Origin of the sequence: Planktothrix sp., from assembly GCF_046067725.1 — a bacterium.
GTDB lineage: Bacteria > Cyanobacteriota > Cyanobacteriia > Cyanobacteriales > Microcoleaceae > Planktothrix.
Genome location: NZ_JBJUDF010000156.1, coordinates 1 through 12,139, shown reverse-complemented (window position 1 = coordinate 12,139; position 12,139 = coordinate 1). Strand labels below are relative to the sequence as shown.

The following is a 12,139-nucleotide window of genomic DNA, read 5'->3' as shown; positions in this document are numbered from 1 at the left end:
CGCTGGTCAGATCGTGCAAGAATTAACAAAAAAATGTATTCCACGACCTAGAAGAAGGAGTAGTTATTATAGTAGCGATGACTATTATAGCTATGGTGACTCCTATGATAGTAGTTATTCCTCTGACTCTGATAATAGTTGTTCTTGGGGAGATTCTGGAGATTCTGGAGATAGCTGTTCTAGTGGCGATTAGTCTATTAACTTTTTCTTTCGCATTATATGAAATCCCATTATGAACGCTAAAGATGATCCCCCCAACTCCCCTTTTTAAGGGGGGAGATCTGTAGCAAACATTTAAAAATTTCATATTAGATAACCCGCAACTCCATTTTTAAGAACTTCAAAGTCCCCCTTTTTAAGGGGGATTTAGGGGTATCTAATATTAGGCTAAAAGCAGGAGTTTTCAGCTTAAATTAACATCTATGCCCTGGACTTTCCCCTACATATTAATGTAATCTCAGACAATTTTTACAACGGATTTAGACTGGCTATATATTACTTACTTATTTGTTTCAATCCATTGTTCAATTTCATCCAACATTTGATAGTCTTCTCTTTGTCCTTGAATACTCCCTAAATAGATATTTTTTTTAGAGACAAGTGCGAGATAGACTAACAATGATCGGCCATATTCATCCGATAAATTTTTAACCTTGAAGCTCAAGAAATTATCAATACTTTCTGTAATTTTTTGTTTCCTAATTCGACTTTCTTGAAGCACTTCAATTTGATGAGTTTTGAAATTGAAAGTACATAATGAACAGTAGAATTTACAAAAAATTATAAAAAATATAGAAGCAAAACAACCGACGAATAACACCAGGGTAAAGAGAGAAGATGAATTGCCATCAACAATATCAGAAATCCAGATCGGGACTAACAACATTAACCCTCCTAAAACCAATACAGTTACCATAACTATGAAAACAACCGAAGGGTTAAATTGTTCACCAACTTTAAAGGTAATTTGATCAGCGTTTTTTTCCAAAATTTTGACCTGAGACATCCTATAAATTTTTACACCTCTTATTTTAAGGGATAAAGCCCTGAAGGGCTTACTACAGGTTTACCAAATTAAGGTTAAATCTAATAAGAATCCGGGTAAAATATCTTCTCCTGATAAGGTTGTGGGGTTTTCTAATATTTCGACTTCTTGTTGAGGGCGATAAATTTCAACTCCTTTATGTTTCGGATCAATTAACCATCCTAATAAGGAGTGGCATTAGCCACCCCCTCTCAGATTATCAATTCATTAAGGAATTAGTAATCGAAATCGCCACCCATACCAGCACCAGCACCAGCAGCCGCGTTATCTTTGGGTTCGGGTTTGTCAACAACAATACACTCAGTTGTTAACACCATTCCAGCGATCGAAGCGGCGTTTTGCAGAGCCGAACGGGTGACTTTCGCCGGGTCAACAATACCCGCTTCAAACATATCCACGAATTCGTTAGAAGAGGCATTGTAACCGACGTTGAAGTCTTTTTCTTTGACTCGTTCAGCCACAACCGCACCGTTAACGCCAGCGTTTTCAGCGATCCGTTTCAGAGGAGCAGACAACGCACGGGACACGATCAACGCTCCGGTTAAAGCTTCGTGGGTGAGGTTGGCATTTGCCCACTCTTCTAACTGAGGAGCTAAGTGAGCCAAAGTTGTACCACCACCGGGGACGATTCCTTCTTCAACTGCTGCTTTCGTGGCGTTAATGGCATCTTCCAGACGCAGTTTGCGGTCTTTCATTTCGGTTTCGGTAGCCGCACCGACTTTGATCACCGCAACACCACCCGCTAATTTAGCCAAGCGTTCTTGGAGTTTTTCACGGTCGTAGGAAGATTCGGTTTCTTCCATTTGACGGCGAATTTGCTCACAACGGGCTTTAACAGAGGATTCATTGCCTTCTGCAACGATAGTGGTATTATCTTTGGTCAGAGTGACGCGACGAGCTTTACCCAGCATATCCAGCTTGGCGTTTTCCAGTTTCAGACCCGCATCTTCGGTAATCAGTTGACCACCTGTTAACACGGCGATGTCTTCTAACATGGCTTTGCGGCGATCGCCAAACCCAGGGGCTTTAACCGCAGCAACATTCAGAACACCGCGCAGACGGTTGACAACCAGAGTCGCTAAGGCTTCTTTTTCAATATCTTCAGCGATAATCACCAAAGGACGGCCAGAACGAGCCACTTGCTCCAGAACGGGTACTAAGTCTTGAACTAAGGTGATTTTTTTATCAGTAATTAACAGATAGGGTTCTTCCAGAACCGCTTCCATCCGTTCGGTATCGGTGGCAAAGTAGGGGGAAATATAGCCTTTATCAAAGCGCATCCCTTCGGTTATTTCTAACTCGGTAGTCATGGATTTTCCTTCTTCTAAGGAAATCACCCCTTCTTTACCGACTTTATCCATCGCTGAAGCAATCATTTTACCGACTTCTTCATCGTTTCCGGCAGAGATGGAACCGACTTGAGCGATCGCTTTGGAATCTTCCACTTGGCGAGCGTGTTCGGCAATTTTATCGACTAAGAAATTTGTTGCTTTGTCAATCCCGCGTTTGAGTTCGATGGGGTTGGCGCCAGCAGCCACGTTGCGCAGACCTTCTTTAACCATCGCATGAGCCAGAACCGTTGCAGTGGTGGTTCCATCCCCAGCAGCATCGTTGGTTTTGGAAGCGGCTTGACGAATCAAGGCAACGCCAGTATTCTCAATGTTATCTTCTAGTTCAATTTCTTTAGCAATGGTGACGCCATCATTCACGATTTGAGGCGCACCAAATTTTTTTTCTAATACAACGTTACGACCTTTGGGGCCAAGAGTCACAGCAACGGACTCCGCCAGGATGTCCATACCGCGTTCTAATGCACGACGAGCGTTTTCGTTGTAAATGATACGTTTAGCCATAGGGATTATGTTTTGAGTTGAGGTTGACAGTACAAACGAATTTTACGAGATGGGTTGAAAACCCTATTGATCGGATGACAACGCTGTGGTGTACGATCTAAAGGGTTGAAATCGTTAATTAGCTGACGATTGCTAAGATGTCTTTTTCAGCTAACAAAACGAATTCATCGCCACCGAGTTTGATATCAGTGCCTGCATATTTGGAGTAGAGCACTTTGTCACCGACTTTGACTTCTAATTCGGAGCGAGAACCATCGTCATTGCGTTTGCCAGGGCCAACTGCCACGACTTCGCCTACTTGGGGTTTTTCTTTGGCGGTGTCAGGAAGTAAAATTCCGCCTGCGGTTTTTTCTTCAGATGCACTCACTTTAACGAAAACGCGCTCACCTAAAGGTTTAACGGTTGATACGCTTAAAGATACAGCAGCCATTCATTAGCCTCCACTTCACAGCAATTATTCTTAGGGGAGAGGGTTGCCACTTCCTTTGAGGAATTTTAATTAGCACTCTCAACTCCTGAGTGCTAATTTAGCGAAAACACCCTCCCCATTGCAACAGCCTAATTTGTACGGGTTTCCGAACAGAGTTGGGGGAGCAGGGGGGCGGGGGGAGCAGGGGGAGTTGGCGGAGAAGGGGAGCGGGGAGGAGTGATGGGGTAGGCTTCAGGTACATCTAACGACTGATAACTGATCACTGTCAACACCTGCTACGATAGAGCTTTAAGCTTTTTCAGTAAATTTGCGTAAGTGTATGTCATCTGTATCTGAGTCGGCGAGCAATACTGCTTCTGAGTCGAGTTTTGGGGTTGAACATCTAGCTAAGGCTGTCCACACTTTAGGATTAGATAAAATTCAGCGCCATATTTTGATTTGTGCGGATCAAACTAAACCGTTGTGTTGTTCTAAGCAAGAAAGTTTAGAAGCGTGGAACTATTTGAAAAAACGATTAACTGAGTTAAAACTGGATCAGCCGACGGAAATACAACCGGGTTGTACCTTTAGAACCAAAGCCAATTGTCTGCGGGTTTGTACTCATGGCCCTATTTTAGTGGTTTATCCTGATGGAGTTTGGTATCATTCTGCAACCCCAAGTGTGATTGAACGAATTCTTCAAGAACATATTTTGGGTTCGCAAGTGGTGGAAGAATATGTATTTCTCACCCATCCTCTAACCCATGACTTTTCGGTTGTCCAAGAGGAGGTTAAAGATTCTAAATCGGTTTAACCTACCAATCTTGATGATACTTAAGCATTTGTAACTTAGGGAGAGTGCCTTTCAGCTATAATAGATATTGAATAATTTCTTACTAAAATGTCGTCAACTTTCCTATCTATCTATATTTCCATAAAGCTGTTTGATCAGCAGCTAAATCAGGAGACAACTGACTTCAAGGAAATGTCTTCCTAATCTCAGGGGTAAATACAGTTTCCAAAAATCTAACTAATTCTGCTCAATCTTATTCATTTTGATAGCTAAATGTCAATCATGAGTAATTTGGGCTAGGGTATTTTCCAGAAAGCTCTGTTCACAGTATAATCATAACATGAAGCTAGTTGAACGTCATTTCATCACAAAAAACCATCCTCTTTGGTCAGAAATTGATCACAGGGCTTTTGTGTCAAAAAAATTGTTTAACCTAGCTAATTATCATTATTGTCAACACTTTTTTCAACACCACCAGAAATTAAACTTTAACCCACTTGACCACCTGCTCTCACAAAATGTGGAGTACAAAGCCTTACCCACAAAAGTCAGCACCCTGCTCTAAAGAGACGGGGCTTCATGCCTCTAACTTTAGTGAGTTGACCAGCCTAAGTCTTAACTGACTAAGTTTTCTGAATCAGAATACCTACAAATACGACGCTAGTTTGTAGCTTTATTGTTAACAATTAAACAGTTGGACAAGGGGGAAGACAGTGTTGTTAACCTAACAACTTCAGAAAACATTGGTGTTCGTGTAGCCTGTGCGAAGCACTCAGCGAACATTACCCTAGAAATAGGAGTGATTTCATGTCTAATGACGTCTTTGTTATTGACACCAATAAACAATATCAAAACCCAGTACATCCAGCCCAAGCTCGATTGTTATTGAGTCAAGGTCAAGCTGCTGTTGATCGCCGTTATCTGTTTACTATTATCTTAAAGGAGCCAAAACCCGAATCAAAAATAGCAAGAGGATTGTATAAAACAGCGCAGGGTCAATTATTAAATGCCGATTTCAATGGGTCATTAAACATCATTAAAAAAGTAATTCCTGATGTCTTAGACCAAGGAATAAAGGGTAAGCCGTTGAACCCTGAAGTGGTTGAACCACTACGAATGACTAGACTTTCAGCCTTTGAGTAGGTTTGAGCAAGTTTCGTTGAGCGGTTAATCGCATATACAACAGTCAAGGTTTTTGAGTGCCAAGATGAATTAAAAGCAGTTCATTCCGCTCGTTTTTTCAATCTCAAAAATTGACCTTGGTGTTACAGGACTGTAATCGGAACCTATTTAATATGAAGGACAGTAACGGAGAGCAAAAACGGTTGATGCTAGTGGATGATGACCCCAACCTGGTTTTATTGGTCAGGGATTATTTGGAATTTCGGGGATATGATGTCATCACCGCCGAGAATGGTAGAGTTGCCTTAGAAATTCTGGAACAGGAACTTCCTGATCTGATGATTTGCGATATTATGATGCCAGAAATGGATGGCTATACTCTGGTCAAGCAAATTAGGGAAGATCCCCGGACTGGATCGATTCCTGTGCTATTTTTATCGGCTAAGGGTCAAAGCCAAGATAAAGTTAAAGGTTTAAATACCGGAGCCGATGTCTATATTGTTAAACCGTTTGAACCTGAAGAATTAGTCGCTCAAGTGGAATCTTCTCTGCGACAAGCATCCCGTTTAAATCAGCATCCAGATCCCAATCTTGATCATGGCCCTAAACTGCGGGTGCGTCGAAATGTAGAACTTACCCCAACCGAATTAAGGGTTGTCCAATTAGTGGCTCAAGGTTTAGCGAATCGGGATATTGCTCGGATTATGAAAGTCAGTCAACGCACCATCGAAAGTCACGTCAGCAATATGTTAGGCAAAACTGGCCTTCATAATCGTACCGAACTGGCTCGCTGGGCACTAGAAACTAAAAAGGTCTAAACCCTGAAAATTCAGATGACAAGGCTTCCAACAGAAGAGAACAAAGCTTGAATCCCCCTTCGACCTGAAACCCAAAAAAAGCATCTAGCAGAACCATGAGGCAGTTAGAACTCATCCTAGCACGGGATTAATTTAATGAGGAGCAACTCAAATTAGAGGGACTGTTCCTTTACCCGCTATACTAGAAAGGTTATAGAGCATTTCTATATTGTAGATCAGTAAAAAACCCAATTCTTAACTGTTGCCATCCTCCTAGATGCAGGATTAACACTAAAGAAACAGGGTTAAACCTTAGTTCCATTCAGGGTGAACAGTTTTCTGTAACACTGAAGATTCCGAAAGACTAGCCAATAAACGTTCCCATTGTTTTTGGGTTTCTGAGTGATGGGTCAAGAGGATGATTAATCTCAGCTTCATGATTAACACCAGAAATCAAGGGAAGTTTTCTCTAAATCTATGACTTTGAGTATGAAAAAATGGCTCAAATAGTTAAATAATTAGGAGCTAATCCTATTAATACCCAATTAGTTAATAGAGGCTTATCTTTCTGCTGTTAACGGTCACTTTATACTGCATCTATGCGGTAGGATCAAATTATATCTTAACATCTATCTAATGAAAGATTCATGAACAGACAACAGCAGTTATCCGTCCAGAGAGTTTCTTTGATTAAAGATGGTAAGATAGAATATTTAGATTAAATTCTTTACTACAAATATTAGGTCTTAAGTTTCTATGCCTAACGTAAAAAACCGTCTTTCTATTTTTGTGGACGGTAACAATATGTTCTATGCTCAACAAAAAAATGGTTGGTTTTTTGATCCCCGAAGGGTTTTGACCTATTTCAAAACAGAACAAGCGGAGATTACCTTAGTCAATGCTTTTTGGTATACAGGACTCAAAGACCCCCAAGATCAACGAGGCTTCCGAGATGCGTTAATCAGTCTAGGTTATACGGTGCGCACTAAAATTTTAAAAGAATATTATGATGATAGTTCCGGTCGCTATTCCCAAAAAGCTAATTTAGATATTGAAATTGTTGTTGATATGTTTAATACTGTAGACCAATATGATCGGGTTGTCCTCTTTAGTGGAGATGGAGACTTTGAACGGGCAATTGAACTGTTACGATCTAAAAATACTCATATTACCGTTGTTTCTACGGAAGGAATGATTGCCCGAGAACTCCGTAATGCTACGGATCGATATATCGATTTGAACGATATTCGAGACCAAATAGAAAAAACAGATTATTAAAATTAGCTTTTAAAAGCGTAAAACCCATGATTCTGAAAATCCATCCTCCCTCCGCTATCCGCGCTACTGATATGCTGTCTTCCCCCCAGGGAAGCACGATAGACAATTAATTAAACCAAGATGAAATCTTCTAAACCGTTAAACCTGCTCGGTACAACGGTCAACCTTTAACCCCAAACAATCAGGATTTTCAATCATGAAATTTCAACCGAACCCCGACCGAATTATTATTTTTGATACCACTTTGCGGGATGGCGAACAATGTCCCGGTGCCACCCTCAATGTCGATGAAAAACTCGTCATTGCTCGACAATTGGCGCGTTTAGGCGTGGATGTGATTGAGGCGGGCTTTGCCATCGCTAGTCCGGGGGATTTTGAAGCGGTTTCCCGCATTGCAGAAGCTGTGGGAACAGAAGATGGCCCGGTGATTTGTAGTTTAGCCAGAGCCGTGAAAGCCGATATTGAAGCCGCAGCGAAAGCCGTTTCCCCGGCGGTTCATCGGCGAATTCATACCTTTATTGCCACTTCGGATATTCATTTGGAATATAAACTCAAAAAAACCCGGTCTGAGGTGTTGGACATTACCTCGGAAATGGTCGCCTATGCCAAATCCTTTGTGGATGATATTGAATTTTCTCCCGAAGATGCGGGACGGTCAGACCCGGAATTTCTCTATCAAGTCTTAGAACGAGCGATCGCCGCTGGCGCCACAACGGTTAATATTCCTGATACCGTCGGTTATACCACTCCAGCCGAATTTGGGGCAATTATTAAAGGCATTAAAGAAAATGTCCCGAATATCGACCAAGCGATTATTTCCGTTCATGGTCATAACGATTTGGGTTTAGCCGTTGCTAATTTCTTAGAAGCGGTGAAAAATGGGGCGCGTCAGTTGGAATGTACCATTAATGGTATTGGAGAACGGGCCGGAAACGCAGCGTTAGAAGAATTGGTGATGGGGTTGCACGTTCGGCGTCAATATTTTAATCCCTTCTTGGGTCGTCCCCCAGAGTCGGAAACCCCCTTAACGAATATTGACACTCGCCAAATCTATAAAACCTCTCGCTTGGTTTCCAACTTGACGGGAATGTTAGTCCAACCGAATAAAGCCATTGTCGGGGCGAATGCTTTTGCCCATGAGTCGGGAATTCACCAAGATGGGATTTTAAAGCATAAACGCACCTATGAAATTATGGATGCTCAATCCATTGGCTTGAATGACAACCAAATTGTTTTAGGGAAACATTCTGGCCGTCATGCGTTCCAAAGTCGGATGCGGGAGTTGGGATTTGAGTTAAGCGAAGATGAAGTGAATAAAGCGTTTGTCCGCTTTAAAGAATTGGCGGATAAGAAAAAAGAAATCACCGATTGGGATTTAGAAGCGATTGTGAATGATGAAATTCAACAGGCGCCTGAATTATTCCATTTGGAATTTGTACAGGTGTCCTGTGGAAATCAAGCCCGTCCGACTGCAACGGTAACGGTTCGCACCCCCGACGGTCAAGAATTAACCGATGCCGCCATTGGCACTGGCCCGGTGGATGCGGTGTATCGGGCGATTAACCGAGTTACGAACGTTTCTAATGAGTTAATTGAGTTCTCGGTACAGTCAGTCACGGCGGGAATTGATGCCATTGGTGAAGTTACCATTCGCTTACGCCATGAAGGTCGAGTGTTTTCCGGTCATGCGGCGAATACTGATATTATTGTGGCTTCAGCAACTGCTTATTTGAACGCCCTCAACCGTTTGTATGCGTCTATGCAGCCCCGAATTAATCCTCAATCCGTAGAACAGGCATCTTGCTTATAATTAATTTTGCCTGAATTGAAACCTGTTGGCGGTTGACACCTTGCTGTTAACTGTCAACAGCCAATGATTAACCGTTAACTCAGATGAATCCAGAACCTTCGGAACAAGAGAAACAAATTAAACAGGAAATGCTGTTACAATATGAAGCTGCAACGATGAAAACGAAAAAAGTTTTTATTGTGATTATGGCGAGTTTAAGTTTGGTATTAGCGGGGTTGGGCTTCTGGATTTATCAGACTGCTCTAACATCACATTCAAATCAAGGGATAGAAAACAGTAATCAGTAATGATTAAAAGTGCTGAAATTCTTAATCATTGTTGATTGCATTTTTGAATCACTTCTCAATCAAAAGAAATAGCAATGAAACGGGGTTGTTCCTGTAATCAGATCAGTAATGCTGCTTAACTTCGGTATTCCCTGTGAGCAAGTTCTGACATAACCCCTGGGTTTGCTTATCAATTCAATTAAAAATTTAAACCGATTGGAAATTTATCAATGCTACACTAAAAAGTAAAGTATATAACAGGTAAAGTAAGGACTAACCATGTTATCTCAACCGATATTTGATGATCGTGCACTCAATAATTCTTTGTACCAAGCATTGATTGAACGTTTCTGTGATACCCTACCTTCCTCAATCCAATCTCAACTCTCAGAATGCAGTTTTGGTTTTGCTCCCAGTCCTACCGGAGTCAAAACCTTTTTTATTGTCAGTCCTTCTCTGGATATAGCTGAACCGTTACTCTCAGATATTGATCAGATCGTTGAACGAGTGCAAACCTTGATGATTGGAGTTGGACAGGTTGCTTTGTGTATACAACCTCAAAACAACTCTGTCGAAACTCCTTATTCATCCCACCTTTGTCATTCGTCCCAAACGCTGCATCCTCAATCTATGATGTGTAAAATTTTCCCGGTTAATGGTGAATATTCCCCATTAGATGATTAGACTGGCAAAAAGCATTTTCCTGAGTACCCAGAGGGAAACGTGCAACCCTTAACTGTTGGTTGGATGGTTTCCGTTATCCTGTGATTCAACCACTTCACGAACTCGATAGATGGGCCGATCCTGAGACTCGTGATAAGTTCGCATTGAGAGTTCAGCTAATAAACCAAAACAAAAGAGTTGAATTCCGGTCAGGGTCATTAATACAGCAAAAATCAGTAACGGACGATCAGCAATTGCTTCCCCTAGAAAAAGCCGGATAAAGCTTAAATAAGCACCCACCGTAATTCCCAACCCAAAGGACAGCATTCCTAACAAACCAAAAACGTGCATGGGTCGAGTCAGGAATTTTTTAATAAAGGAAATGGTTAATAAATCCATCACCACTCGGAAAGTGCGATCTAAACCATATTTACTGCTCCCAAAACGACGAGCATGATGGTTAACCGGGATTTCGGTAATTCTTGCTCCTTCAATAAAGGCTAAAGCGGGTAAAAATCGGTGTAACTCCCCATAGAGTTTCATATCCGCTACTAATTCAGCACGATAGGCTTTGAGAGAACAGCCATAGTCATGCAATTGTACCCCAGTCATTTTACTAATCAGCCAATTAGCAATGCGGGAAGGCAGTAAGCGGGTGATCTTAGCATCTTGTCGATTTTTTCGCCAACCACTAACCACATCATACCCCTTACCCAATTCTGTAAGCAGCAGGGGAATATCTTGTGGGTCATTTTGCAAATCTCCATCTAGGGTAATAATAACCTGACCCTGAGAATACTTAAACCCTGCTGCCATCGCGGCGGTTTGACCATAATTACGTCGGAGAATAATCGCTTTAAGATGGGGATTTTTTGTGGCTTCCTCCTTGAGCAATTCAGTAGAACCATCGCTTGAGCCATCATCCACACAAACCAATTCATAGCTTAGACCTAAAACCGTCATATTGCTATCAATGGCATCAATTAATCGGGGTAAGCTTTCGACTTCATTATAGATCGGAACCACGATAGAGACATCAAACGTTCGGGAACCAAAAACTAAATTCCCATAGTGTTTTTGAGGTTCAGGCGTTTTTAAAATGGGAGCTTGTGAAATATCCATTTTAATCCTCTAAATTGTTAAAAAAAGATAGTTTATTGGGAAATAGGTAGAAAGTAATAGAGATCGATTGATCATTGTCTTGCTTGGGATAAATCACTCAAAAAGCAAAATTAGAATCACTCAGAACTCTACCCTTCCTCCAAAATTGAGATCCTGTGGGAAAGATTAATTGTAGTATCGGAATACAGTAGCTAGGATGTCCTTGGGTTAGTCTGATGATGATTTCTGACTCTAATAAAATAACTGAGGCAAGGAATTATATCAAGTGTTTCTTGAAGATTAAGCTACTCGACTCAATACCTTCATCGGGATCAACATCATATAAGGCAGTAAAGGCATGAGAGTTGGAAATTTTACTCAGGGTTGGGTAATTTTTGAGCAGACACAGCCGGAGTTACCTTAAACACTTGAATGGGTTGAAATTCAAGACTGCTAAAAGTTTTTTGCTGTTCAATTTTAAATGGCTCTCCCGCGACGGTGCTAAACACGCGATTGATCCCCTTGGTTTGTTTACAGAATAGCCAGCAAACCAACCAAAGATTAGACTTTAAAGGTAATGCATTTTCTAACTGTTGTTGAATATAAGCTGGAGTTAATTTTTCCTCAGATCCCGGATGGTTGAGTAAATAAACTTTGTTTTTTTCTGGATAATAGCGAAGGAGAGAAAGTTCAAAAAAAACCGGTGTTGAGTGCATAACCACTAAATCCGTCGGCTGTTGATTTTGGTAAATATATTCGGCTGCTCCCTGCCAATCATTGCGATAAAGTTGAGTATAGTAATCCAAAAGACCACCAGTAATTCCGATCAGATAAGCAAGGGAAATCGCAACAGCTAACCCTTTCTTCCAGTTCCAAATAACAACAAACCCCGCAGAAATTAGAATGAGAAAATAAGGTGCAATTAACATCAGATAGCGGGGAAACCAAATTGAACTTTTATAATAAGATAAAAACAACATTAAACCCGCAGGCAAAAGAGTC

13 protein-coding genes and 1 pseudogene are annotated in these 12,139 nt (G+C 41.3%); 8 read left to right on the top strand and 6 right to left on the bottom strand.

Annotated features, from left to right (window positions below):
- Positions 1-193: hypothetical protein (locus ACKPEB_RS09400; RefSeq protein ID WP_408964615.1), on the top strand; the 193-nt coding region annotated here is incomplete at its 5' end.
- Between the two features lie 306 nt (positions 194-499).
- Here the strand turns inward: ACKPEB_RS09400 and ACKPEB_RS09395 are convergent.
- The 4 genes and pseudogenes from ACKPEB_RS09395 to groES all read right to left on the bottom strand — a co-directional run bounded on the left by ACKPEB_RS09395 (position 500) and on the right by groES (position 3,328).
- Entirely contained in the window at positions 500-988 is a 489-nt protein-coding gene (locus tag ACKPEB_RS09395; protein WP_408964614.1) for a hypothetical protein, read from the bottom strand.
- Between the two features lie 78 nt (positions 989-1,066).
- A pseudogene (locus ACKPEB_RS09390) lies at positions 1,067-1,210 on the bottom strand (Uma2 family endonuclease); the annotation flags it as partial.
- 50 nt (positions 1,211-1,260) lie between these two features.
- Complete coding sequence (gene groL / locus ACKPEB_RS09385) at positions 1,261-2,898, bottom strand: chaperonin GroEL (protein WP_408964613.1); 1,638 nt, start codon at positions 2,896-2,898, stop codon at positions 1,261-1,263.
- A gap of 118 nt (positions 2,899-3,016) precedes the next feature.
- On the bottom strand, positions 3,017-3,328 hold the full coding sequence (gene groES, locus ACKPEB_RS09380; protein ID WP_408964612.1) for a co-chaperone GroES: 312 nt from the start codon (positions 3,326-3,328) through the stop codon (positions 3,017-3,019).
- A gap of 319 nt (positions 3,329-3,647) precedes the next feature.
- On the opposite strand from groES, the gene ACKPEB_RS09375 reads away from it, so the two are divergent.
- The 7 genes from ACKPEB_RS09375 (at position 3,648) to ACKPEB_RS09345 (ending at position 10,057) form a co-directional block, all read left to right on the top strand.
- Complete coding sequence (locus ACKPEB_RS09375; protein WP_408964610.1) at positions 3,648-4,121, top strand: (2Fe-2S) ferredoxin domain-containing protein; 474 nt, start codon at positions 3,648-3,650, stop codon at positions 4,119-4,121.
- A gap of 786 nt (positions 4,122-4,907) precedes the next feature.
- Entirely contained in the window at positions 4,908-5,243 is a 336-nt protein-coding gene (locus ACKPEB_RS09370; protein WP_408964609.1) for an RRXRR domain-containing protein, read from the top strand.
- 152 nt (positions 5,244-5,395) lie between these two features.
- Positions 5,396-6,040 carry a response regulator transcription factor gene (locus tag ACKPEB_RS09365; protein WP_408964608.1) on the top strand — a complete coding sequence of 215 codons (645 nt, stop codon included), beginning with the start codon at positions 5,396-5,398 and terminating at the stop codon, positions 6,038-6,040.
- A gap of 735 nt (positions 6,041-6,775) precedes the next feature.
- A complete protein-coding gene (locus tag ACKPEB_RS09360) occupies positions 6,776-7,297 on the top strand; it encodes an NYN domain-containing protein (RefSeq protein ID WP_072720399.1) in 522 nt (173 codons plus the stop codon).
- A gap of 196 nt (positions 7,298-7,493) precedes the next feature.
- Positions 7,494-9,107 carry a 2-isopropylmalate synthase gene (locus ACKPEB_RS09355; RefSeq protein ID WP_408964607.1) on the top strand — a complete coding sequence of 538 codons (1,614 nt, stop codon included), beginning with the start codon at positions 7,494-7,496 and terminating at the stop codon, positions 9,105-9,107.
- Between the two features lie 83 nt (positions 9,108-9,190).
- Entirely contained in the window at positions 9,191-9,394 is a 204-nt protein-coding gene (locus ACKPEB_RS09350; protein WP_408964606.1) for a hypothetical protein, read from the top strand.
- Between the two features lie 258 nt (positions 9,395-9,652).
- Positions 9,653-10,057 (top strand): hypothetical protein, encoded by a 405-nt coding sequence (locus tag ACKPEB_RS09345; RefSeq protein ID WP_408964605.1) that lies wholly within the window; start codon positions 9,653-9,655, stop codon positions 10,055-10,057.
- 48 nt (positions 10,058-10,105) lie between these two features.
- Here the strand turns inward: ACKPEB_RS09345 and ACKPEB_RS09340 are convergent, their stop codons facing one another.
- Both ACKPEB_RS09340 and ACKPEB_RS09335 read right to left on the bottom strand, forming a co-directional pair.
- Entirely contained in the window at positions 10,106-11,158 is a 1,053-nt protein-coding gene (locus tag ACKPEB_RS09340; protein WP_408964604.1) for a glycosyltransferase family 2 protein, read from the bottom strand.
- A 353-nt stretch (positions 11,159-11,511) separates the two neighbouring features.
- A partial coding sequence (locus ACKPEB_RS09335) for a hypothetical protein (RefSeq protein WP_408964603.1) occupies positions 11,512-12,139 on the bottom strand: 628 nt, incomplete at its 5' end.

Coding starts and splice junctions, on each gene's coding strand:
- groL (WP_408964613.1), bottom strand. CDS start 2,898: ATGGCTAAACGTATCATTTACAACGAAAACGCTCGTCGTGCATTAGAA.
- ACKPEB_RS09370 (WP_408964609.1), top strand. CDS start 4,908: ATGTCTAATGACGTCTTTGTTATTGACACCAATAAACAATATCAAAAC.
- ACKPEB_RS09340 (WP_408964604.1), bottom strand. CDS start 11,158: ATGGATATTTCACAAGCTCCCATTTTAAAAACGCCTGAACCTCAAAAA.
- ACKPEB_RS09360 (WP_072720399.1), top strand. CDS start 6,776: ATGCCTAACGTAAAAAACCGTCTTTCTATTTTTGTGGACGGTAACAAT.
- ACKPEB_RS09355 (WP_408964607.1), top strand. CDS start 7,494: ATGAAATTTCAACCGAACCCCGACCGAATTATTATTTTTGATACCACT.
- ACKPEB_RS09350 (WP_408964606.1), top strand. CDS start 9,191: ATGAATCCAGAACCTTCGGAACAAGAGAAACAAATTAAACAGGAAATG.
- ACKPEB_RS09345 (WP_408964605.1), top strand. CDS start 9,653: ATGTTATCTCAACCGATATTTGATGATCGTGCACTCAATAATTCTTTG.
- ACKPEB_RS09375 (WP_408964610.1), top strand. CDS start 3,648: ATGTCATCTGTATCTGAGTCGGCGAGCAATACTGCTTCTGAGTCGAGT.
- ACKPEB_RS09365 (WP_408964608.1), top strand. CDS start 5,396: ATGAAGGACAGTAACGGAGAGCAAAAACGGTTGATGCTAGTGGATGAT.
- groES (WP_408964612.1), bottom strand. CDS start 3,328: ATGGCTGCTGTATCTTTAAGCGTATCAACCGTTAAACCTTTAGGTGAG.